This is a genomic window from Streptomyces sp. NPDC036764, from assembly GCF_055609385.1.
Genome location: NZ_JBVJPT010000017.1, coordinates 1 through 24,131, shown reverse-complemented (window position 1 = coordinate 24,131; position 24,131 = coordinate 1). Strand labels below are relative to the sequence as shown.

Annotated in this window: 15 protein-coding genes and 1 riboswitch; of the genes, 5 read left to right on the top strand and 10 right to left on the bottom strand. The window is 72.1% G+C overall.

Going from position 1 to position 24,131, the window contains the following annotated elements; translation table 11 throughout:
• Window positions 1-42: 42 nt before the first annotated feature.
• From sucD to ACZ69Q_RS39570, 8 genes are all read right to left on the bottom strand, one after another.
• On the bottom strand, window positions 43-927 hold the full coding sequence (sucD, locus tag ACZ69Q_RS39605; RefSeq protein WP_471052139.1) for a succinate--CoA ligase subunit alpha: 885 nt from the start codon (window positions 925-927) through the stop codon (window positions 43-45).
• A gap of 27 nt (window positions 928-954) precedes the next feature.
• Complete coding sequence (gene sucC, locus ACZ69Q_RS39600; protein WP_471052137.1) at window positions 955-2,133, bottom strand: ADP-forming succinate--CoA ligase subunit beta; 1,179 nt, start codon at window positions 2,131-2,133, stop codon at window positions 955-957.
• 609 nt (window positions 2,134-2,742) lie between these two features.
• Window positions 2,743-4,884 carry a hypothetical protein gene (locus ACZ69Q_RS39595; RefSeq protein ID WP_471052135.1) on the bottom strand — a complete coding sequence of 714 codons (2,142 nt, stop codon included), beginning with the start codon at window positions 4,882-4,884 and terminating at the stop codon, window positions 2,743-2,745.
• Window positions 4,885-5,173: 289 nt separating this feature from the next.
• Window positions 5,174-6,328, bottom strand: coding sequence for a hypothetical protein (locus ACZ69Q_RS39590; protein WP_471052132.1), 1,155 nt, complete (start codon window positions 6,326-6,328; stop codon window positions 5,174-5,176).
• A 254-nt stretch (window positions 6,329-6,582) separates the two neighbouring features.
• Window positions 6,583-7,749 (bottom strand): VWA domain-containing protein, encoded by a 1,167-nt coding sequence (locus tag ACZ69Q_RS39585; protein WP_471052130.1) that lies wholly within the window; start codon window positions 7,747-7,749, stop codon window positions 6,583-6,585.
• A gap of 8 nt (window positions 7,750-7,757) precedes the next feature.
• Window positions 7,758-7,904, bottom strand: a complete 147-nt coding sequence (locus ACZ69Q_RS39580; RefSeq protein WP_471052127.1) for a hypothetical protein — start codon at window positions 7,902-7,904, stop codon at window positions 7,758-7,760.
• Window positions 7,901-10,615 carry a DUF5682 family protein gene (locus ACZ69Q_RS39575; RefSeq protein ID WP_471052124.1) on the bottom strand — a complete coding sequence of 905 codons (2,715 nt, stop codon included), beginning with the start codon at window positions 10,613-10,615 and terminating at the stop codon, window positions 7,901-7,903. Before ACZ69Q_RS39575 ends, ACZ69Q_RS39580 begins: the two co-directional genes overlap by 4 nt.
• A gap of 310 nt (window positions 10,616-10,925) precedes the next feature.
• Window positions 10,926-12,056, bottom strand: a complete 1,131-nt coding sequence (locus ACZ69Q_RS39570) for an ATP-binding protein (RefSeq protein ID WP_471052121.1) — start codon at window positions 12,054-12,056, stop codon at window positions 10,926-10,928.
• A gap of 166 nt (window positions 12,057-12,222) precedes the next feature.
• Between ACZ69Q_RS39570 and ACZ69Q_RS39565 the strand changes: the two genes are divergently transcribed.
• Complete coding sequence (locus ACZ69Q_RS39565; RefSeq protein WP_471052118.1) at window positions 12,223-13,581, top strand: SWIM zinc finger family protein; 1,359 nt, start codon at window positions 12,223-12,225, stop codon at window positions 13,579-13,581.
• Between the two features lie 91 nt (window positions 13,582-13,672).
• Window positions 13,673-15,328: a DUF5691 domain-containing protein gene (locus ACZ69Q_RS39560; protein ID WP_471052115.1), complete on the top strand. Its 1,656-nt coding sequence runs from the start codon at window positions 13,673-13,675 to the stop codon at window positions 15,326-15,328.
• 89 nt (window positions 15,329-15,417) lie between these two features.
• On the opposite strand, the gene ACZ69Q_RS39555 is transcribed toward ACZ69Q_RS39560, so the two are convergent.
• Window positions 15,418-15,834: a cobalamin B12-binding domain-containing protein gene (locus ACZ69Q_RS39555; RefSeq protein ID WP_471052112.1), complete on the bottom strand. Its 417-nt coding sequence runs from the start codon at window positions 15,832-15,834 to the stop codon at window positions 15,418-15,420.
• A gap of 665 nt (window positions 15,835-16,499) precedes the next feature.
• Here ACZ69Q_RS39555 and ACZ69Q_RS39550 point away from each other — a divergent pair.
• Window positions 16,500-17,360 (top strand): esterase/lipase family protein, encoded by an 861-nt coding sequence (locus ACZ69Q_RS39550; protein ID WP_471052109.1) that lies wholly within the window; start codon window positions 16,500-16,502, stop codon window positions 17,358-17,360.
• Window positions 17,361-17,639: 279 nt separating this feature from the next.
• Window positions 17,640-19,193: a M23 family metallopeptidase gene (locus tag ACZ69Q_RS39545; protein ID WP_471052106.1), complete on the top strand. Its 1,554-nt coding sequence runs from the start codon at window positions 17,640-17,642 to the stop codon at window positions 19,191-19,193.
• Window positions 19,194-19,280: 87 nt separating this feature from the next.
• On the opposite strand, the gene pcrA is transcribed toward ACZ69Q_RS39545, so the two are convergent.
• Window positions 19,281-21,767, bottom strand: coding sequence for a DNA helicase PcrA (gene pcrA, locus ACZ69Q_RS39540; protein ID WP_471052104.1), 2,487 nt, complete (start codon window positions 21,765-21,767; stop codon window positions 19,281-19,283).
• 361 nt (window positions 21,768-22,128) lie between these two features.
• A riboswitch (cyclic di-AMP (ydaO/yuaA leader) is annotated at window positions 22,129-22,299 on the top strand.
• Window positions 22,300-22,306: 7 nt separating this feature from the next.
• Between pcrA and ACZ69Q_RS39535 the strand changes: the two genes are divergently transcribed.
• Window positions 22,307-23,476, top strand: coding sequence for a C40 family peptidase (locus ACZ69Q_RS39535; protein ID WP_471052103.1), 1,170 nt, complete (start codon window positions 22,307-22,309; stop codon window positions 23,474-23,476).
• The last annotated feature ends 655 nt before the right edge of the window (window positions 23,477-24,131 follow it).

Here is a 24,131-nt window from a genome sequence, read left to right as displayed (position 1 = left end):
GGAACGGGCCCACCGGCCTACGGCTGACAGCCGTGACCGTACTCAGCCGCCCAGGATCTCGCGGGCCAGCTTCGCCGTCTCGGTCGGGGTCTTGCCGACCTTGACGCCCGCGGCCTCCAGGGCCTCCTTCTTCGCCTGCGCCGTGCCGGAGGAACCGGACACGATCGCGCCGGCGTGACCCATGGTCTTGCCCTCGGGCGCGGTGAAGCCCGCGACGTAGCCGACGACCGGCTTGGTCACGTTCTTCGCGATGAAGTCCGCGGCCCGCTCCTCGGCGTCGCCACCGATCTCGCCGATCATGACGATCAGGTCGGTGTCGGGGTCGGCCTCGAACGCGGCGAGCGCGTCGATGTGCGTGGTGCCGATGATCGGGTCGCCACCGATGCCGACGGCGGTCGAGAAGCCGATGTCACGCAGCTCGTACATCATCTGGTACGTCAGCGTGCCGGACTTCGAGACCAGGCCGATACGGCCCGGCTTGGTGATGTCGCCCGGGATGATGCCGACGTTCGACTGGCCCGGGGTGATGATGCCGGGGCAGTTCGGGCCGATGATGCGGGTCTTGTTGCCCTTCTTGCCGGCGTACGCCCAGAACGACGCCGAGTCGTGCACGGCGATGCCCTCGGTGATCACGACGGCCAGCGGGATCTCGGCGTCGATGGCCTCGACGACCGCGTCCTTGGTGAACTTCTCCGGCACGAAGATGACGGAGACGTTGGCGCCGGTCTTCTCGATGGCCTCCTTGACGGTCCCGAAGACGGGTACCTCGGTGCCGTCGAAGTCCACGGTCTGCCCCGCCTTGCGCGGGTTCACGCCGCCCACGACCTCGGTGCCGTCACCGAGCATGAGCTTGGTGTGCTTCATGCCGGTGGCGCCGGTCATGCCCTGGACGATGACCTTGCTGTCCTTGTTGAGCCAGATAGCCATGGTGTGTTGTGTCCTCGTCCTGAGTGCTTACTTGGCGGCGTTGGCCAGTTCGGCGGCCTTGTCGGCGGCGCCGTCCATGGTGTCGACGCGCTGGACCAGCGGGTGGTTGGCGTCGGTGAGGATCTGTCGGCCGAGCTCGGCGTTGTTGCCGTCGAGGCGGACGACGAGCGGCTTGGTGACGTTCTCGCCGCGGTCCTCGAGGAGCTTCAGGGCCTGGACGATGCCGTTGGCGACCTCGTCACAGGCGGTGATGCCACCGAAGACGTTGACGAAGACGGACTTGACGTCCGGGTCGCCGAGGATGATCTCGAGGCCGTTGGCCATGACCTGGGCGGAGGCGCCACCGCCGATGTCCAGGAAGTTGGCCGGCTTGACGTTGCCGTGGTTCTCACCGGCGTACGCGACGACGTCCAGGGTGCTCATGACGAGACCCGCGCCGTTGCCGATGATGCCGACCTCGCCGTCGAGCTTGACGTAGTTGAGGTTCTTCTCCTTGGCGGCGGCCTCGAGCGGGTTGGCCGCGGCCTTGTCGTGCAGCTCGTCCCAGTCGTGACGGAACTCGGCGTTGTCGTCGAGCGACACCTTGCCGTCCAGGGCGAGGACGTCACCGGAGGCGACCTTCGCGAGCGGGTTGACCTCGACGAGGAGGGCGTCCGACTTGATGAAGGTGTCCCACAGCGTGATGAGGACGTTCACGACCTTGTCCGCGACCTCGGCCGGGAACTTCGCGGCCTCGACGATCTCGCGGGCCTTGGCCTCGTCCACGCCGTCGATGGCGTCGATCGCGATCTTGGCGACGGCCTCCGGGCGGGTGGCCGCCACCTCCTCGATCTCCATGCCGCCCTCGACGGAGGCGATGGAGAGGAAGGTGCGGTTGGCACGGTCGAGGAGGAAGGAGACGTAGTACTCCTCCAGGATCTCCGGGGCCGTCTCGGCGATCATCACCTTGTGGACCGTGTGGCCCTTGATGTCCATGCCGAGGATGTCCGTCGCACGGGCGACGGCCTCGTCCGGGGTGGCGGCGAGCTTCACGCCACCGGCCTTGCCGCGGCCGCCGACCTTCACCTGGGCCTTGACGACAGACTTGCCACCGAGGCGCTCGGTGGCTGCGCGGGCCGCCTCAGGCGTGTCGATGACTTCACCGGCCAGCACCGGTACATCGTGCTTGGCGAAGAGGTCCCTCGCCTGGTACTCGAACAGGTCCACGCGCTTCCGTCCCTATCAGTGATCTCGCGGTTCGTTGGATGCGTGGGCGTGCCGCGAAGGGCAACGTGACGTCCGCTGTCACAAGGGAGGCGCACACGGTGTCCGAGCGCGCGGCATGTCCGTCTCGCAGGTTATCGCTGCTTGCGGAGGGCCCCTAAATCGAGGGTCACACCTGAGCGGTGATACCTGTCACATGATGCCGCGAACAGGGGTGATCACTGGCACGGCGTGCCGACTGTGAGGTGCCGGCGACAGAACGGGCAAGGACCTCACCGGGCTGGGGTTGACCCGGTGAGGTCCCTTGAACAGCCCGAAGGGGCACGAATGGGCCGCCCCTGTGGGCTCTGGGCGGGTGGCCCCCACCCCAATGGGGACCACCCGTCCGGTCCGCGAGGTTCCGGCCGGATGAGGCCGATGGCTTTCGGCCGTCCGGGTCCGGCTGCCTCGCGGTGCTGTCGGTCGCCGGGGCGGTGATCACCGGTGGTGACCACTGGTGGTGACCACTGGTGGTGACCACTGGTGGTGACCACGCCCCGGCGGCTGGGGTGTCGTACGACCGGGGGTGTCCGGCGGACGGGGTCCGGTCGCCGGTCCGGTCGATGGGTGCGGTCAGATGCGGTAGGCGCCGGCGTCGTGGCCGAGGTCCTGCGCGTATCCGGGCGTGACCGACCGGGCGACGCCCTGTACGCCGGTGACGGCGTTGCCCGCGAGCGGGCCGGCGGAGTCCCGGACCGTCCCGGTCAGGTCCTCGGCGAACGGCACGGCCTGCCCGGCCACCCCGTGCGCGAACGGCCCGACCTCGCCGACGACACCGCCCGCGAAGGGACGGACGTCGTCCGTGACGCCGTACGCCAGGGCCGTGGCGCTGCCGCCGACGCCGCCCACGACCGGCTGGACGGTGTCCACGACCGTGTCGACGACCGGCTGCACGGCACCGGTGACGCCGTATGCGAACGGCGTCACCTCCTCGGCGACGCCGCCGGCGAAGGGCACGGCCTGCCCCGCCACCCCGTGCGCGAACGGGCCGACCTCGCCGACGACACCGCCCGCGAAGGGACGGACGTCGTCCGTGACGCCGTACGTCAGCGAGCCCGCGTCGGCGACGGCCTGCCCGGCGACGGGCACGACGCCGTGCACGGCCGCGTCGGCGGCCGGCGGCAGGACCGAACCGGTGACGTCGCCGCCGACATGGCCGACCAGACCGGTGGCGTACGGGGGCATGTCGGTGGCGACGCCCTGCACGACCGGCTGCACGTCGGCGACGGCGCCCGAGGCGACGGGACGGACGTCGGCGACGGTGCCGTCGGCGAGGTGCCGGACATCGCCGACCGCGCCATGGGCCACCGGCGGCACGCCCTGGACGACCCCGCCGGCGACCGGCTGGACCCCCTGGACGACCCCGCCGACCACCGGCTGCACGCCTGCGACGGCACCGGTGGCAACCGGCTGGACGTCGGCGACCACGCCGTATGCCAGCGCGGTCGCGGCGTCGACCGTGTGCCCGGCGGTGCGGCCGACCCCGGCGACGGCACCGTGGGCGACCGGAACCACGCCGTCCACCGTCTGGCCGACGACCGGCGTCACCCCGTTCACGGCGCCGTCGGCCACCGGCCGGACGCCGTCCACCGCGTGCCCGGCGACCGGGGCCACCCCGGCCACGGTGCCGGTGGCGGCGGGGACGACACCGGCGACCGCGTGCCCTGCGGCCGGCACGACGCCCCCGACGGCGCGGCCGGCGACCGGGACCACTCCGTGCACGGCCTCGGTGACGGCCGACGGGACGACCGCGTCGGCGGTCTGCGCCACGACCGGGGTGACCGTGCCGGGGACGGTGGCGACCGTGCCGACGACCTGCTGCTCCACGCCGCCGACCGTGCCGGTGACATGGCTCGGAACCGCGGAGACGGAGGCCTCCGCGGCGGCGGTGACGCCGCCGACCCGGCCCGTGGCGACGGACCCTGCGGTCGTCGCCGTGTCCGCGACCCTGCCATCGGCGTGGGCGACGGCGGCGTGCGCGACGTCACCGGCACCCGCCGCGGTGCGACCCGCGCCGGCGACTGCGTACTGCGCCTTCGTCCGTACGACGCCCTCGACGCCCTGCGCCTGCGAACGCGCCGCCGCCTGCGCGCCCTGCACCTTCGTCTGCGCGGCGGCGAGCGCCTGCTCGAGCTCGGGTGCGAAGGCGGCGAGGGGGCCGAAGAGGTAGTCGATGGTGCCGGGGTGCTGCGGGGTGTTGTGGGGGAGGTCGCGGACGTCGCTGACGGCCGCGGAGACGTGGGCCTCGGCATGCGCCGTGGCCTGCGCGGTCGCGTGCGCCGCGGCCTTGTCCGCGCGGGCGGCCTTGGCACCCTGGATTGCGTGCGCCGCACCCTTTGCCTTGCCGGCGGCCGAGGTGGCGGTGTTCGTCGCGGACGGGACCGTGACGTCGGCGTCGACGTAACGGCGGGCCTGGTCGGCGGTGTTCGCCGGCGTCGTCCGGGCGGTGTCGGTGACCTCGCCGGTGGCGTCCTCGGTGACGCCGGTGACGGTGTCCGTCACGCCGGAGACGACACCGTTGACCGTGTCGGTCACGCCGCCCAGGAGGCTGGGGGCGTCGGCACTGTCGGCCGTATCGGTCACGTCGGTGGCCTTGTCCGGGACGGAGAGGGTGGAGGCGGGCAGCTCGTCGGCGCTGGCGACGGTCGAACCGAGCGCCCAGGCGCCGGTGACACCGGCGGCTATGACGATCGAACGGCGGATGTTCTTGTTCATGCGTGCGTCGGATCCCTAGATCTCGGGGGTCCGAAGGCCCCCGGAGCAACGGAGAAGTGAAGCTCCGGGACTTCGGACGGGTTTGGGGACATTCCGGCGCCGATCACGGTCGCGGTCCGGGAAGTCGGGGACCAGCGGGACCGGGTACGGCTCCGGCGGCTTCCGTCCGGGGGATGTCGCGGGACATCCGGGAACTGGGGGTGTCCGGACGGACGGGCAGACCTGTTTCCGCCCCCGCGCGACAGGTCTACGGCGGGGAAGGCGGCCTACGGCCTAGCGGCTCAGAGGCCTAGGCGGGGGAAACCGGAATGTCCCGGTGCCTGTCCTGGATCGCGTCCGCTTCCGCACGGGCGGCGGCGCCGGGCACCAGCCGCAACGCCACACGCCGACTCAACGAGACCGCGTGCGCGTCCCCGTGCCTCGGCGTACCGCTGTCACCCGCCGCGTGGTTGCCCACCACACCACCCGGGTGGTCGGTCGGCACCTGGTGTGCGGGGGCGTAGCCGGAGGGCGCGGTGCGGTGCGCGTGGCCGGCGGCAGGAGTGTGGGACGCGGTGCCGTCGGCGCCGAAGCGGGGGCCGTGGACGGCGGCCGCTTCCTTGCCGGTACGTCCCTTGACTCCGCGTCCGTCGCCCGGGCCGGGCGCGTTGGAACCCGACCCCGGCTGCGGCGTCCCGGTGACGGGAGCCGGCAACGTCTGCCCCGGCAGCACGGGCACATCGGCGCCCGGCAGGTCCGGGATCCCGGGAATGGCGGGCAGCTCCCACCCCGGCCAACTCGGCCACGTCGTCTCGGGTGCCGTCGGCAGCGAGGGCAGCGACACCAACGGCGGCACCGTCGCCTGCATCTCGGCCAGCCCTGCGGCCAGCTCCCCGGTCGACGTCCGCACGACCTGGCCGCCGTCGGCCTGGCCGACCTGCTCGGTCACCGGGGTGAGGATCTGGTCGTGGGTGGCGGGTTGGGGGGTGTAGGCCCGGGGTGCTTGGGCCTGAGAAATCTGAGGGGCCTGAGGCTGAGGTGCCTGGGGCCTCTGGGGCCGAGGAATCCGGTCCTCGGGGGCGGGAGCCCGGGGAGGCGCCGGCTTGGCGGGCGGCGCCGTCGACTCGTCGTGCGCGCAGGGCTTGGCCTGCGCGTCAGGCGAAGTGGGGGTGGTGGGCGGGTTCAGGAGGTGCTCGACCGTGCCCTGCGCCGATGACCGGAATTCGTCTGACCGGAGTTCGTCCGACACCGGGGTCGACGCGGACGCCACTGCCGACGCCGCCGACAGCGACGAAGCACCCACCGGCACCCCGTCCGACCCGTCCGCGGCATACGCCCGCTCCCCGCCGAGGAGCCCGATCGCGAGCAGACCGCCCGCCACCAGCACCAGTTGCAGCGCACGCCGCCCGGCCGCGATGCGCAGGACGCGCACAGCGGCACCGGGCAAGGTGGCTGGCCAGGTCAAGACGGGCTGGTCCCTCCGTGGGGCGGAACGAAGTACACGTGACGAGCGTCGAGTCGACTGGACGCGGTACGGACGGGCGGCGCGACGGCGCACCACCGAGCAGGCGTTGATCCTTGCACGCCCCTCCTGTCGTCGCGCAAGCCCCCCGCTACCGATGCGCACTCATGTCCGTTTTGCTGGCGGAAGTCGGTCATCGCTTGGTCGACAAATCACCAGTAACTCCGCGCCATTGCATCCTCGGAGCCATGCCGCCCTCAGACGGCGTCCGGCACCGGAATCGGCCGCTTCTCGATGGCCGCCGCCATCACCTCCGGAAACAGGTCGGGCGTACACGCGAAGGCCGGAGCGCCCAACGCGGCGAGCGCGGCCGCGTGTTCCCGGTCGTACGCCGGCGCCCCCTCGTCCGACAGCGCCAGCAGCGCCACGAACTGCACTCCCGACGCCTTCATCGCGGCGACCCGCTTGAGCATCTCGTTGCGTATGCCGCCCTCGTACAGATCGCTGATCAGCACGACCACCGTCTCCGCGGGCCGGGTGATCTGCGACTGGCAGTACGCGAGCGCCCGGTTGATGTCCGTGCCGCCGCCGAGCTGGGTGCCGAAGAGGACGTCCACGGGATCGTCGAGCTGGTCGGTGAGGTCGACGACGGAGGTGTCGAAGACGACCAGCCGCGTGTTGATGGACCGCATCGACGCCAGCACGGCCCCGAACACCGACGCGTACACCACCGACGCCGCCATCGAGCCCGACTGGTCGATGCAGAGGACGACCTCCTTCTTCACGGACTGCGACGCCCGCCCGTACCCGATGAGCCGCTCCGGCACGATCGTCCGGTACTCCGGCAGATAGTGCTTGAGGTTGGCCGCGATGGTGCGGTTCCAGTCGATGTCGTGGTGGCGCGGCCGGCTGATCCGGGCACTGCGGTCGAGAGCGCCGGTGAGGGTGGCCCGCGTGCGGGTGGCGAGCCGCTTCTCCAGGTCCTCGACGACCTTGCGCACAACGGCGCGTGCCGTCTCCTTCGTCGTCTCCGGCATCGCCCGGTTGAGCGAGAGCAACGTGCCCACGAGGTGCACGTCCGCCTCCACCGCCTCCAGCATCTCCGGCTCCAGCAACAGCGTCGACAGCCCGAGCCGGTCGATGGCGTCCCGCTGCATGACCTGGACGACGGAGGACGGGAAGTACGTCCGGATGTCCCCGAGCCACCGCGCCACGGACGGCGCCGACGCCCCGAGCCCGGCGGAACGGTCCCTGCCCGACTGCGTCCCCTTGTCCCCCTTCCCGTACAGCGCGGTCAACGCCCCGTCCATCGCGGCGTCCTTGCCGGCGAGCGCGCACCCGGTGCCGTCGGCGTCGTCCCCGCCGAGCACCATCCGCCATCGCCGCAGCCGCTCCCGTGCCGGGTCCATCGCCTCGGTCGTCATCGGCACGCTCACTTGCGAGGCCGCTCCCACAGCGGCAGCACCGGCACGGTCGTCGTCAACGGCCTCGCGTCCTGCGCCGCGAATGCGTGCGGCTGCCTCCCGGCGCCCGCCGCCACGGCCCGTTCCCTCGGCTCCGTCACCACGTCGGTCGTCATCCCGTCGCCCCCACAAGGTTGTTGTCCCCGAGGCCGCCGTCGGCGCCCTCGCCCGTCTCCGCCTGGTCCAGCCCCAGCAGCAGCCGCACCAAAGGCACCACGGCGTCCGCACGCTCGACATCGAAGTCGGCGGCGAATCCCGGTATCCCGGACCCACCGATCCCCGCGCCGGCCCGCTCCCCCGGCCCCCGCCGGACCAGCTCCCCGAGAGTCCGCCGCACTCCCGGCTCATACGCCGAGAAGGTGCGCCGCAGCAGCGGCAGCACATCCGTGAACGCCTCCGCCGACACCCCCGTCAGCCACGCGTCGACCAACCCGAGCAACCGCTCGTCGTGCACGAGCAGCATCCCGCCGCCCGAGCCGCCCCCGACGAACCCTTCGATCCACGCGGCCGCGTCCCCCGGCGGCGTCCCCGGCGACAACGCGAGCCCCATCGCCCGAGCCGCCTCGTCCTGCGCCAACTCCCCGTCGTCCAGCAGCAATCGCACCGCGCGCCCCCTGATGACGCCGGGCACGGTGTCCCGCCCGGCCAGCACCCGAAGCACCGCGTGCCAGCGCTTGCGCAGATCCCCGTGCCCGAGGGCGGGCGATCTCCCCGAACCACCACGCCCTGCCGACGCCTCCTCACCAGGCACACCGCACCCGACCCCGGCGGCCTGATCCTCAGGACCATGCCCCGTGCCGGCGGCCTCACCCTCGCCGCCACGCCCGGCGACGTCGCCCTCGCCACCACGACCCGACCCGCAACCCACCTCTCCCTGACCGGAGCCGGGTCCACCCCCGCCCCCCGCATCCCGCCCCGAGGTCGCAGCCTCGCCCAGCAGTCCGACCGCGCCATGCACCGCGTCGACATGGCGCCGCATCTCCTCGGCCGCGTCCGCGTCCAGTGCGGCGCAGGCCGGGGGCAGGCCGACGAAGACGCGCTCGGCGAGCCCCGCGGCGACCTCGGCCAGCGCCCCGGTGTCCGTGCCGCGCACATCGCCGTACCGCAGCGAGCGGACCAGCGCGGGCAGGGCCTGGGCGAGATGGCCGACGTCGGCGTCGAGTGCGGCCCGGTCGGCGAGGATCCGCATCACCGTCGGCAGCGCGTCCGGCAGTTCGGCCAGGAGGCAGCGCTCGGCGAGGGCGGTGACATCGGCGAGGCCCGCCGCGGAGACGGCGTCCGCCTCGGCCTTGGCGGTCGCCGCGGCGAACACGGTGGTCCCCCACACCCCGGCCTCGGCGACCCGCACGGACAGCTCCGGCTCCCACCGCAGCCGCCATGTCTCCCGGAACGTCCCCGTGCTGCCCCGCGACGCGACCGGCTCGCCCCACTCCACGCGCAGCAGCCGCAGCCGGTGCAGCAGCCTGCTGCGCTCGGCGTCGTTCTCCTTGCGCAGGTCGAGCTCCAACTCCCGCTCCAGCGCCTCCGGCTTGAGCCGCAGCCGCCGCTGGATCCGGTCGAGGTCCCGCTGCAACGGCACCGCCGGCGCCGATCGCGGCACCTCCCCCAGCACATCCCCCACGACCAGCCGGTCCTGCACCAGCGCCAACGGCACGTCCGAGCCCTCGCACATGACCGCCCGCACCGCGTCGGTCGTCTCGCTCAGCCCCGGCAGCGGGCGTCCGCGCATCGCCGCGAGCGTCTGCGCCAGCCGCACCGCCTCGATGACATGCGCGGAGGACACGATCCGGTCCTCGTCCCGCAGCAGCCCGGCCACCTTGGTCATCCACCGCTCGACCGGCCGGTCCGGCGCGCTGAACAGGTGCCCGTACCACCCCGGCGAGTCGATCCCCGCCCCGTACCCGCTGACCCGCGCCAACCGCCGGTTCGTCCACGGCACCCAGGTCATGTCGGCCCTGACCTTGGCCAGCCCCTTCAGCAGCGCCCTGTCGGCGGCGACGGTGCTCTTCTGCCGCAGCGCGGGCACATGCCAGGCCCCGCACACGACGGCCACCTCGTCGCCGAACTCCCGCTGCGCCGCCCGCATCTGGAGCCGCATATGGGCCTCGCGTACGAGATCCCGGTCATGTCCCCCGCTGCCGTACGCCTCCCGCAACGCCGCCATGGCCTCCTCGAGCCCCAGGAACGGCGCGAACGCATCCCCGTCCCCCACCCCCCGGTGCTCGACGACGTCCTCCCACCACCGCTCGGGATCGTCGTAACCGGCGACTTCGGCGAGCACGGCGAGGGGGTCCACACGGACGGCGGCACCAGGATCGCTTTCCTCGGTCCGGGAGCCGTCCGCGTCGTCACCGGATTCGCCGGCGCCCGCGGCCGGCTCACCCCCCTCGCCCGCCTCCGCGTCCAGCGCCGTCTCGTCCTGCTTCCCCCACGCCAACGTGTGGGTGGCGGGCAGGTCGATGAACCGGGCCGGGACCTGGTGCTCCAAGGCCCAGCGGATCGCGACCCACTCCGGGGAGAACTCGGCCAGCGGCCAGAAGGCCGAGCGGCCGGGCTCGTCCACGGCGTGGGCGAGGAGCGCGACCGGGGGCCGCATGGCCTCGTCACCGGCGAGCGGGATCAGCGCGTCGGCCTCCGGCGGCCCTTCGATCAGCACAGCGCGTGGCGCCGCCGCGTCCAGCGCCGCCCGCACCGCACGCGCCGACCCGGGCCCATGGTGCCGTACCCCGAGCAGCAACGGTCCCGACGGCCTCGCCACGGAACGGGCTGTCGCCGAGCTGCTCGACTCCGTGCGCTCATCGCCCGCCGCGCCGGTGACCGCGTCCATCCCCCGACTCCCGGTCCTCTCAACGCCGTTCACATCGCCCCCCTGCCCCACAGCCGTCCGACGCCATCGCCCGCCGCCTCGTCATCACCCACGCCTCCCCGCCGTCGCCCGGCGTTCATCCGGGTCCAGCTCCCGCGGTCCGGCGGCCCCTACGTCGGGGCCGCCGGACCGCACCGCCCCCCTCAGCCCCTCGGCCACCCCGAGTCGTCGCCAGTCACCGTCCCGGCCTCCCCCCTGCCCACAGCCGCCACGGACCCGCTTCCACCCGAGCCCCCACGCGGGCGCCCCCAACCGAGGTCGTCCTCGTCGTTCACGCGCTCACCTCTCGGCAGGCCCGGTAGAAGTCCGTCCAGCCGTCCCGTTCACGCACGACCGCCTCCAGGTACTCCTGCCAGATGACACGGTCGGCGGCGGGGTCGCGGACGACGGCGCCGAGGATGCCCGCGGCGACGTCGCCGGGGCGCAGCACTCCGTCGCCGAAGTGCGCGGCCAGGGCGAGGCCGTTGGTGACGACGGAGATCGCCTCGGCCGTCGACAGCGTGCCGCTGGGCGACTTCAGCTTCGTACGGCCGTCGGAGGTGACCCCGTCGCGCAGCTCTCGGAAGACGGTGACGACACGGTGGATCTCGTCGATGCCGTCGGGCACGGCGGGTAGGTCCAGGGACCGGCCGATCTGGTCGACGCGGCGGGAGACGATGTCCACCTCTGCCTCGACGCTCGCCGGCAGCGGCAGCACGACCGTGTTGAAGCGGCGGCGCAGCGCGCTGGAGAGGTCGTTGACCCCTCGGTCGCGATCATTGGCCGTGGCGATGAGATTGAAGCCGCAGACCGCCTGCACCTCCTGTCCCAGCTCCGGTATCGGCAGCGTCTTCTCCGACAGGATCGTGATCAGCGTGTCCTGCACGTCGGCCGGAATACGGGTCAGCTCCTCGACACGGGCCGTCATGCCGTCCGACATGGCCCGCATGACGGGGCTCGGCACGAGGGCGTCGCGGCTCGGCCCGTGCGCGAGCAGTTGCGCGTAGTTCCAGCCGTAGCGGATCGCCTCCTCCGGTGTGCCGGCCGTGCCCTGCACCAGCAGCGTCGAGTCGCCGCTGACCGCCGCGGCCAGATGTTCGGAGACCCAGGTCTTCGCGGTGCCGGGCACGCCGAGCAGAAGCAGGGCGCGGTCGGTGGCCAGCGTGGTGACGGCGACCTCGACCAGTCGGCGCGGTCCCACGTACTTCGGTGTGATCACCGTGCCGTCCGCCAGCGTGCCGCCGAGCAGATACGTGGCCACGGCCCACGGCGAAAGCTTCCATCGGGCCGGACGCGGACGGTCGTCCTGCGCGGCCAGCGCGGCGAGTTCATGGGCGAAGGCATCCTCGGCATGCGGTCGCAACGCCTCGGTCGGTTCCGTCTCCCCCGCCTCGGCGGATGTCGCCTCTACGGACACAGGCATGGCAAAGTCCCCCTCCAGCTCGGCCGGTTCAGCCGTTTCGGATCTGGCAACCACGTTGCACCACGCCACTGACAATGCGTTCCGACCTGCGCAAACGCCGTCACGAGGCCACCGCCGTGTCCGCCGCCCCGGCCGATTGTCAGTGGTGGGATCTACCTTCGATGACATGACTCAGCAGGGGGTGCGCTGGACTGCGGACCAGGTGCTGGCACTGGCGCCTGACGCCGCGTCACGCAAAGCGGGCAGCAAACTCGGAGCGGCGGGGCCGTGGTCCGAGGCAGGGAGTGCCGACGAAGGGACGGTGTGGGGGCTGTGCAAGGGCAGTGGCAGCAAGCCGTATCAGACGGTCATCGACATCGCGGACGCGTCCGGGCCCGCGTACAAGTGCAGTTGCCCGAGCCGGAAGTTCCCGTGCAAGCACGCACTCGGGCTGCTGCTGCTCTGGGCGGGCGGGGACGGCGCGGTGCCGTCGGCGGCGGAGCCGCCGGACTGGGCGGAGCAGTGGATAAAGGGGAGAAGGCAGCGGGCCGAGGAGAAGCGGACGGCGGGCCCGTCCGGTTCCGAATCGGCGTCCGCTGATCCGGAGGCGGCACGACGCAGGGCGGAGCGCCGGGCCGTGCGGGTCACCGCGGGGGCGACGGAGCTGGAGCAGCGCCTGACCGACCTGCTGCGGGGCGGCCTGGCCGGCGCCGAACAGGCGGGGTACGGGCTGTGGGAGGAGACGGCCGCCCGTATGGTCGACGCCCAGGCCCCGGGGCTGGCGGCGCGTGTGCGGGAGTTGGGGGCGATCCCGGCGTCCGGGCCGGGCTGGCCGGTGCGCCTGCTGGAGGAGTGCGCCCTGCTTCATCTTCTCGACCAGGGCTGGCTGCGCCGCGAGGGGCTGCCCGAGGGCCTGGCGGACACGGTCCGCTCCCGCATCGGCCTGCCCGCATCGGCGGACGGCCCGCCCGTGCGGGACCGCTGGCTGGTCCTAGCCCAGTACGACACGGCCGACGTGAAGCTCACGACGCGCCGGATCTGGCTGCATGGCGCCGACTCGGGCCGTACCGCGTTGCTCCTCTCTTATGGCGCAGCCGGCCGCGCCCCCGAGCTGACGCTGCCGGTGGGCCTGGCCCTGGAGGCGGAGCTGGCGGCATACCCCGGGGCAGGCCAACTGCGGGCGAGCCTGGGCGAGCAGTTCGCTCCACCCGCACCCGCGTCGATGCGGCCACCCGGCCTGACGACGGCCGAGGCGGCCGCCCGTTACGGCGATGCGCTGCGCGACGATCCGTGGCTGGACTCCGTTCCGGTGACCCTGGACCGGGTCATACCGACGCCGGACGGCGACTCCTGGCAGTTGGCGGACGCCGACGCGGACACGGCGCTGCCGCTCACCCCGGCCGCCCGCGCCCGTCCGGGGCTGTGGCGCCTGGTCGCGCTGTCGGGCGGCGCTCCGGTGAAGGTGTTCGGCGAGTGCGGCCACCGCGGCTTCACCCCGCTCACGGCCTGGGCGGAGGGGTCGGGCGAGGCCGTGCGGCTCTGCTGAGCGCCAGGCGCCGTCTCTCTCCCCGCCCCTTCCCCCGACCACGAATCACGCCACGGCACCCAGCACACGAAGGCAGAGAGGAACGAACCTCATGAACAGTCCCTCCGTTCCCGTGGATTCGCCCGCGCCGAGCGCCTGGGAGGAGCTCGTCACGGCGGCGCTGCTCGGGACGGACCGGCGTACGCCGCCGGGCTGTCCGCCGGGCCGCCGGGCGCCGGTGGCGTTGCTGGACGCGGCGGCCGTGGAGACCGTGCGGCGGCGGGCCGGGCTGCTACCGGCACGGGCGGCCGAGCGCCCGCACCCGGCCCCCGAGGACGAGCGACCGGCGCTTGCCCCTGCCGCCGCCCGCAGGCTGGCGCTGCTGCTGGCCGACCGTCCCGGCACAGGCGGCGGCGGACGCAGAGGCACGGCTCCGGACCTCGTGGAGCTGCTGCCCGAGTGGCTCGCGCGGGCGAACGACCGGGGTCTCGCACCACCTCCCGAGGTGCTGCCCGCGCTGCTGGACGCGGCGCGCGGACGTACGGATCTGCGCCCGGCGGCGCTGACGTTCGCGGGCTCGCGCGCGGTGTGGCTCGCCCGGCTCAACCCGGACTGGCGCTTCGCCCTGCGCGCGACCCCGGGCGGGGGTGCGACGCTGCCGCATCTCGACGACCCGGCCAAGGTCCGACAGCTCTGGCAGGAGGGCCTGTTCGCGGAGCGGGTCGCTCTGCTGTCCGCGATACGCGCCCGTGAGCCCGAAGCCGCGCGTGAGCTGCTCACCACGACGTGGGCGACGGAGCGGGCCGAGGACCGGCTGATGTTCCTCGACTCGCTGCGCATGCGGCTCGGCCCGCAGGACGAGCCGTTCCTGGAGCAGGCGCTGGCCGACCGGAGCCGCAATGTCCGCGCGACGGCGGCGGAGTTGCTGTCGGCGCTGCCGGATTCGGCGCTCGCGGCGCGGATGGCGGTGCGCGCCGGTGCCTGCGTGGCGCTGGATCACACGGGTGAGGCACCGACGATCGGCGTCGAGGCACCGCACGAGTGCGACGCGGGCATGGAGCGCGACGGGGTGGTGGCCAAGGCTCCGGCGGGTCGGGGCGAACGGTCCTGGTGGTTCGGCCAGTTGGTGGAAGCGACACCGCTCGGCACCTGGGCGAGGCGGCTCGGCGGACGTACGCCCGGGGAGATCGTGGCCCTGCCGGTGACGGACGACTGGCAGGCCGAGCTGCACGCGGCATGGTGCCGGGCGGCCGTACGGCAGCGGGACGGCGACTGGGCCAGGGCGCTGCTCGGCTCGCCCTCCGCGCCGGAGGCCGGCGGTCCGGGGGCGGTGTCCCTGGCCGAGCGGGCGAAGCTGCTGGGCACGCTGGGCGCGGCCGAGCGGGCCGAGTGGGTCGCCGGGTTCATCGCGACGCACGGTCTGTCGGAGGCGTTTCAGCTACTCGGGGTGTGCGCGGTGCCGTGGGCCGCACCGCTGGGGCGGGCGGTCGTGGACGCGCTCAACATCGCGCGGGACGCGGGGAGTTATCCATGGAGTTTCAGCGGAGTGATGGGCCTGGCCGAGCGCTGCCTCGACCCGGCCGAGGCGAGCCGCCTGGACGGCCTGCTGGCGGTGCCGGACGAACCGGAGGACGCGTCGCCGGGGGCCGGGGGGTACTGGGCGGAGGCATTCCAGCGGCTGGTGACGACACTGCGGATGCGGGCAGCCATGATCAAGGAGCTGGAACCGTCCAGCACGGCTGGGGATACCCCCTCCGGACGAGTTTGAGGACGAGGCCCGTTCAGGGCCGAAGCGGGGGTCCGGGGGCGGCAGTTCTCAGGGCCGGCCACCCTCGCTCACCCGCGCCGAACAGCGACCTAGGCCCCTGCCGGCTGACGCACGTTCGCCCGGACCCAGTCCACGATCGCCTGTGTGGTCGCGCCCGGCGTGAAGATCTCCGCGACACCCTTCTCCTTCAGCGGGGCGATGTCCGCCTCGGGAATGATCCCGCCGCCGAAGACGAGGATGTCCTCCGCGTCGCGCTCCTTGAGGAGGGCGATCACGGCGGCGAAGAGGGTGTTGTGGGCCCCGGAGAGGATGGACAGACCGATCGCGTCGGCGTCCTCCTGGATCGCGGTGTCGACGATCTGCTCGGGCGTCTGGTGAAGCCCGGTGTAGATGACCTCCATACCGGCGTCGCGCAGCGCCCGCGCGATCACCTTGGCCCCACGATCGTGGCCGTCGAGTCCCGGCTTGGCCACCACCACGCGGATCGGACCGGCTGCCACACCCATCACTGCCTCCATGAAGCGACTACATCCATCCGTACCGACAAGCACTGCTCATGCATGAGTCATGCCGCACTCACCGCATATGTCATACCCGCACATGCCATACATGGTGCGCCTATGGCACATTTCCGCCGCTCACCGCACCGGACGCGCCCACTCGGCACGGATGCCCCGGGCCACGCTGCCCGGAGAAGTGAACGAACGTTATCGCCAGCATCCCGCAACCGGCAGTTTCGCGGTGCAGACCGAGGGGGAAATCACACGGTGGGACACGTTCGCCGCGCACCGTTCCACATCTCTGCGGCACACGGGCCGCAGCAGCCTGCGGCACACGCGTCGCAGCGGGACCAAGCGCAACGGGAGCCGCAACGAGGTCGCCGCACCACCGCGCCGCAGGCCGCGCGACGTGGCGGTGCGGCGGGTCGACGGTGGTACGAAGGGCACGTAGGGCAGGTAAGGCACGACAGCGGGGAAGCCTCGTCGCCACACCGGCAGGGAGCCCCGCCAGGTCATCGGCGCACCACGGCCACCAGGGCCGCTCCGCGCAGCGCGCGCCTCGCTCGCCCCACGGGCCCTTGCCATACCCCGCCGACCGCCTCGGCCGCGACTTCCCACGAAGGCACACGGGGGCCGGAGCCGTCCTCCTATGTGCCACAAGGAGGTCGGCCATGAAGGTCACCGGGGCAACACTCCCCTTTCTCCCGCTCTACCGGCGTCTGCTCCCGAGCAGGCTCGCCGGCCTCTCCCTGGCCCTGCTGAAGGCGACCGCCCTGGAGATCGCGATCCTCGCCGGACATCTGCTCCTCTATCCCTCCGGCATCACACAGGAGCGCCGCACCACCCCCGCGCTCCCCTCCCTGGACACCGCCCAGCTCCCGACGGAGACCGATCCCCCCGTCGTCCTGCTGCACGGCTTCATAGACAACCGCTCGGTCTTCGTCCTGCTGCGCCGAAACCTCGCCCAGCACGGCAGGCACCAGGTCGAGTCGCTCAACTACTCCCCCCTGACCTGCGACATCCGCACGGCCGCCGAATTGCTCGGCCGGCACATAGAGGGGATCTGCGAGCGCACCGGCAGCAGCCAGGTCGATGTCGTCGGACACAGCCTCGGCGGGCTGATAGCGCGGTACTACGTGCAGCGCCTCGGCGGCGACCACAGGGTCCGCACACTCGTCACGCTCGGCACGCCGCACTCCGGCACGCGTGTCGTCCCGCTGGCGAACGCGCACCCCATCGTGCGTCAGATGCGCCCCGGCTCACCCATCCTGGAGGAGCTGGCCCGCCCCGCACCGGGCTGCCGTACGCACTTCGTGAGCTTCTGGAGCGACCTCGACCACCTGATGGACCCGCTGGAGACGGCCTGCATCGACCACCCGGACCTGTTGGCACAGAACGTCCGCGTGAGCGGCGTCGGCCACCTCGCGCTGCCGGTGCACCCCGCCGTGGCGACCGGGATACGGCAGGCCCTGGACTCCGCCCGCACCGGAGCCGCGGCCGTCACCCGGACCGACGGCATGACGGTGGCCTGACCGCCCCGCCGCCCCCGCCGCCACCCCTCGGTCACCCCGCGAGCCGCCTTCACACAGCCCGATGACAGCGGTCCAACATCGAACAATCTTCGAACACAAAGCCAACTTCGCGCCCGCAGTCCGCCAAAACACGGCCGAATGCCCGTTTCCTGCGAGCGCGAAACCTGCCGAAGATTGTCGTGCCCGCGTACTGCCGGGTACAGTCGCCGCACTGCTCTGGCAGCCCCTGTTGTCGAGGCGAGAGAGAAGTTGGTGAACGATCGTCACCCGTCGGGGACCATGACGTCTCCGACTCCGGCTCCCGACGCCGCCTCGGCGCACTACGCGTCGTACGGCACGCAGGACGCCCAATACGGTGACTCCACCACCTACGGCACCTACGACGCCACAGGTTTTGCCACCACCGGTCACGCCGCCCCGACCTTCGACGCCGACCCCTTGTTCGGCAGCCTCCCCGGCGACGCCACGGGCGCGTACGACGCCACCCAGTGGTCCACAGGCAGCCATCAGACCGCGCACTACGACGGCTACGCGGCCCAGCACCAAGCCGCCTACGACACCGGCGCGTACGAGACCGCGGCCTGGGGCACCGACCACGAGCGGCTCGCCTTCGTCCCGCAGCAGGCCAACGGCCATGACGTCTCCGGCCAGTGGGACGCGAACGCCTGGCTCCAGCCCGATCAGGCCGGCGTCCAGACCGACCAGACCCAGCACTGGGAATGGGGCACGGCGGCCTTCGACACCGGGGCGTACGACGCCACCCAGTGGAACTCCGACGGCAGCGCGGCGCAGGCGACCGACGGCTTCGAGCAGTCAGCAGAATCCTTCGACCAGCAGGCGACCGCGCACTTCGACCAGATCGAGCACGGCGCCGCCACGGCGTACGACGAGCACACGCCGTACGACGAGCACACGGCCTACGAAGAGCACGCGGGCTACGACGAGCACACCTCGTACGACCACACCCCGTACGACGACCCGGCCCAGCACGAAGCCGAGTTGACCGCCACCGGCGAACTCCCCGCCGCGGCCCCGCTCCTCGACGACCAGGAGGAGACCACTCCGGCCCCCTCCCCTCGCACCGGCTCCCGCAGCGGGTCGCGCTCCCGCCGCCGTACGCCCCCGAAGCGCTCCGCGCTGCTGACGGTCGCCGTGCCCTCGGCATGTGTGATGGGCGTCGCGGGGATCGCCGCCGCCTCCGTCGGCACCCTGACCGACGACAAGGACGCGTCCACGCTGGCCTCCGAGGGCGAGGCCGTGAAGCCGTCCACCGCGAACAACAAGCTGGACTCCCAGCTCGAGAGCCTCTCGGCCGGCGCGGACGACTTCGCCGACCGGGCCAGCCGTACGCAGGAGCGCATCGACCTCAAGGCGCAGCAGGCGGCCGAGAAGCGCAAGGCCGCCGAGGAGGCGGCCCGCAAGGAGCGGCTGCGTCCGAAGTTCGCGGTTCCGGTCGCGCAGCACGGCCTCAGCGCCTACTTCGGTCAGTCCGGCATCAACTGGATGTCCGTGCACACCGGCATCGACTTCCCCGTGTCGTACGGCACGACGGTGATGGCCGCGACCGACGGCACCGTCCGCACGCAGTGGAACAGCGCCTACGGCAACATGATGATCGTGACCGCGAAGGACGGCACGGAGACGTGGTACTGCCACCTCTCCAGCTACCGCGTCGCCTCCGGTACGACGGTCAAGGCCGGCGACCCCATCGCCTACTCCGGCAACTCCGGCAACTCGACCGGCCCGCACCTGCACTTCGAGGTACGCCCCGGCGGCGGCTCGGCGATAGACCCGCTGTCCTGGCTGCGCAGCCACGGGGTCGACCCGTCGTAGGCGACGCCACCACGACCTGAGCACGCGCCCCCGCCCTGCAACGGCAGCGGGGGCGCACTCGTCGGTGCCCGAGCTTCGCCGGCGGCGCTAGAGCTTCTCCACCGGCGCGTACCGCAGCAGCAGCCGCTTCGGCTTGGTGTCCCCGAAGTCGACCGTCGCCTCGGCGTTCGCGCCCGTGCCCTTAACGGCCATCACGGTGCCGAGCCCGAACTGGTCGTGGGTGACCCGGTCCCCGACGGCCAGTTGCACGACCGGCTTCTCGGAGGTGCGGCGCGTGGCGAACCCGGACGCACCCGAGGCCGAGGAGCGCGAGCGGGACGAGGACAGCGAGGCGGCGACTCCGGACGCGGGACCGGAGGGCACCGGCGAGGTCGCACCCGTGCGCTTCCAGTCCACGTGCTGTGCCGGGATCTCCTCCAGGAAGCGGGACGGCGGGTTGTACGACGGCTGGCCCCACGCGCTGCGCATCGACGAGCGCGTCAGATACAGCCGCTCACGCGCGCGCGTGATGCCGACGTACGCGAGCCGCCGCTCCTCCTCCAGCTCCTTCGTCTGGCCGAGGGCGCGCATGTGCGGGAAGACGCCGTCCTCCATGCCGGTGAGGAAGACGACCGGGAACTCCAGGCCCTTGGCGGTGTGGAGGGTCATCAGGGTGATGACGCCGGAGCCGTCCTCCTCGTCGTCCGGGATCTGGTCGGAGTCGGCGACGAGCGCGACCCGCTCCAGGAAGTCCGAGAGCCCGCCGGCGGCCTCGCCCTCGGCCGACTCCTGCTCGAACTCCAGGGCGACGGCCGCGAGTTCCTGGAGGTTCTCGATCCGGGTCTCGTCCTGAGGATCGGTGGATGCCTGCAACTCGGCGAGATAGCCGGTCCGTTCGAGGACGGCCTCCAGGACGGTCGCCGGTCCCGCGCCGGACTCGACGATCGTACGGAGCTCCTCCATCAGGGTGTTGAACCGCTTGACGGCGTTGGTGGACCGCGCGGCCATCCCGTACGCCTCGTCGACACGCTTGAGCGCCTGCGGGAAGCTGATCTTCTCCCGCTGCGACAGCGCGTCGATCATCGCCTCCGCACGCTCACCGATGCCCCGCTTGGGAACGTTCAGAATCCGCCGCAGCGGCACGGAGTCCTCGGGGTTGGCCAGCACCCGCAGGTAGGCCAGAACGTCCCGGACCTCCTTGCGCTCGTAGAAGCGGACCCCGCCGACGACCTTGTAGGGCAGCCCGACGCGGATGAAGACTTCCTCGAAGACACGGGACTGGGCGTTCGTACGGTAGAAGACGGCGACATCGCCGGCCTTCGCGTCCCCCGCGTCCGTCAGTCGGTCTATCTCGTCGGCGACGAACTGCGCCTCGTCGTGCTCGGTGTCCGCGACGTAGCCGGTGATGCCGGCGCCCGCGCCCGCGTTGGTCCACAGGTTCTTCGGACGGCGGGACTCGTTGCGCTCGATGACCGCGTTGGCGGCGGTGAGGATCGTCTGCGTGGAGCGGTAGTTCTGCTCCAGCAGGATCGTCGTCGCGTCCGGGTAGTCCTCCTCGAACTGGAGGATGTTGCGGATGGTGGCGCCCCGGAAGGCGTAGATCGACTGGTCGGCGTCACCCACCACGCACAGCTCGGCGGGCGGCAGGTCGTGCTCGCTCGGCGGCACGTCGACGGGGTGCTCGCCGGTCCCGACGAGCTCGCGTACCAGCGCGTATTGGGCGTGGTTGGTGTCCTGGTACTCGTCCACCAGCACATGGCGGAAGCGCCGGCGGTAGTGCTCGGCGACGTCCGGGAAGGCGCGCAGCAGGTTGACCGTCGTCATGATCAGGTCGTCGAAGTCGAGGGCGTTGGCCTCCCGCAACCGCGACTGGTACAGGGCGTACGCCTGAGCGAGGGTCTTCTCGAAGCCGTCCGTCGCCCGGGCGGCGAAGTCCTCCTCGTCGATCAGCTCGTTCTTCAGGTTGCTGATCTTGGCGCTGAAGGACTTGGGCGGGAAACGCTTGGGATCGAGATCCAGATCACGGCACACCAGCGCCATCAGCCGCTTGCTGTCGGCGGCGTCGTAGATCGAGAAGGACGAAGTGAACCCGAGCTTCTTGCTCTCCCGTCGCAGGATGCGCACGCACGCGCTGTGGAACGTCATCACCCACATCGCGTTCGCACGCGGGCCGACGAGCTGCTCCACGCGCTCCTTCATCTCGCCCGCGGCCTTGTTGGTGAAGGTGATCGCGAGGATCTGCCCCGGATGCACGTTCCGCTCGGCGAGCAGGTGGGCGATGCGGTGGGTGAGCACACGCGTCTTGCCGGATCCGGCGCCGGCCACGATGAGCAGCGGGGTGCCGGAGTGGACGACGGCGGCGCGCTGGTTGTCGTTCAGCCCTTCCAGCAGCGCGGCGGCGTCGATGACCGGTCGCGGGGCACCGTCGCGGTAGTGGCCGTCCCGGTCCGGTGGCACGTCGAACTTCCCACCGAACAGATCGTCCGGAACCGGTTCCGGAGCGTGATCGTCCTCGGGCGGCGGCGGGTGCTCTTCCTCGTGGGCCCGAGGGGCCTGGAGGTCCGCCAGGAAGCTGTCGTCAAAGAGGCTGCTCATCGCTCTCCGAGTCTAGGCCGCCCCACTGACAGCCCGCCCCCACCCTCGAAACATCACCGCCCCCAGAGCCCGACGATCTTCCGCCACACCCCCATCACCCCAAGCAAGCACCCCACCACAACCCGCAACCGACCAGGCCGGCCCGCCCCCCACCTCCCCCAAATCAAACAAATGCCCTAAACAACCGCCTCCGGCACAAACAGCCGCACACTCCCCCGAACCGCCGACCGCCCGCAACGTTTAGGACCAAGGTCACGAAAATGTATCGGGCATATCGAACATCAACCTTCACAGGGGCCACACGAGTTGGCTACGGTGCCGGACAGGCCGTACGACCCCCACCGGCGAACGACGCCGGGCCGCACGGCCTCCGCCGAGTCCGGCGCGCCTCATGGCGACCGGAGCCGGGGACCCACCGAACTTGGGGTGAATCGGCCCGACTCCCCTCCCGGGGACAGGCCGTAGGGCAACCCTTCCGAACCACCCGCCCGAACCCGACAGCTAACTCGGTAGGCGGATTATGGAAGGAGTCGCCTCCCTTGGCGTCGCACCGCAAGTCGCGTCCCGCCGGTACGCGCGTAGCAGGCATACGCACCCCTGCCCTGGCCACGGCCGCCCTCACCTCCGTGGCCCTGCTGTCCCAGACGGCCAACGCCAGCCCGTCGACGGACGACAAGCCCAGCCTCGAAGAGGTCGAGAAGAAGGTCGACGACCTCTACCGCCAGGCGGAGTCGGCCACCGAGAAGTACAACGCGGCCAAGGACAAGACCGCGAAGCAGCGCAAGCGCGTCGACACCCTCCTCGACGACGTCGCCCAGCGCACCCAGAAGCTCAACGAAGCCCGCGAGGAACTCGGCCGCTCCGCAGCCGCCCAGTACCGCACCGGCGCCGCCGCCCCCGACACGGCGACCTTCCTCCTGGCGGACACCCCGCAGGACTACTTCGACCAGACCCAGTTGATGGACCGGATGACGGGCCGTCAGAAGGAATCGGTCGACGACTACTTCACCGAGCAGTCCGAGACGATGAAGAAGCGTCAGGAGGCCACCCAGAGCCTCGAGACGCTCACCGACTCGCAGAACGACCTCAAGTCCGCCAAGGCCACCGTCCAGCAGAAGCTCTCCGACGCACGCGAGCTCCTGTCGAAGCTGACGGCCGAGGAGAAGGCCCGCCTCGCCGCGATCGAGAAGGCCAAGCAGGAGGAGGCGGCCCGCAAGGCCGCCGAACTGGCCCGCCAGCAGGCAGAGGCCGAACGCCGGCGTCAGGAAGCCGCCGCCCAGCAGCAGGAGACCACCGAGCCCCCCGCCGACTCGGGCAGCTCGGACTCATCGGCCTCGGACTCCTCGTACGCCACCAAGGCCGAGAAGGCCCTCGCCTTCTCCCGCTCGCAGATCGGCAAGCCGTACGTCTGGGGCGCCACCGGCCCCGACTCCTACGACTGCTCCGGCCTCACCCAGGCCGCCTGGAAGGCCGCCGGCGTGGACATCCCCCGCGTCACCTACGACCAGGTCAACGCCGGCACCACGGTCCCCCTCTCCAGCGCCCAGCCCGGCGACCTGGTCTTCTTCTACGACGACGTCACCCACGTGGGCATCTACATCGGCAACGGCATGATGATCCACGCCCCCAAGCCCGGCGCGTACGTCCGCGAGGAGTCGATCTACTACGACGGAGAGTCGGCGATCCACAGCGTGGTCCGCCCGGCCTGACCCAGCACCGAACACCTCACGGGCACGCACACTCGCGTCCGGCGGCTGCGGGTCCGTCGTGACCGGTCGCGCAGTTCCCCGCGCCCCTGGGGAGTTGCAGCCGACCTGCGCCACGAGGGGACCGCGGGCGTCGGCCACGTCCGGTGGCTGCGGGCCCGTGGGGGCTGGTCGCGCAGTTCCCCGCGCCCCTAAGGGGGTTGCAGGCGGCCTGCGCCACGAGGGGGCCGTGGGCGTCGCCCGCGTCCGGTGGCTGCGGGCCCGTGGGGGCTGGTCGCGCAGTTCCCCGCGCCCCTGGGGAGTTGCAGCCGACCTGCGCCACGAGGGGACCGCGGGCGTCGACCACGTCCGGTGACTGCGGGCCCGTGGGGGCTGGTCGCGCAGTTCCCCGCGCCCCTGGCGGGGTTGCAGGCGGCCTGCATCAGGACGTGGCCGCATCCGTGTACGGCGGCTGCGGGTCCGTCGTGGCCGGTCGCGCAGTTCCCCGCGCCCCTAGCGGGGTTGCAGGCGGCCTGCACCGAAACGCACCCGCGGCCGCCCACGGCGTAAGGAACCGTGCCGGCGCTGGCGCAGCACCCGCGTACGGCGTAAGGGGACGTGCCGGGGGGTGTCCGCCCGCAGCGGCGGGCGTCAAGAGACGGCGGCCTCCCTGCCCGAC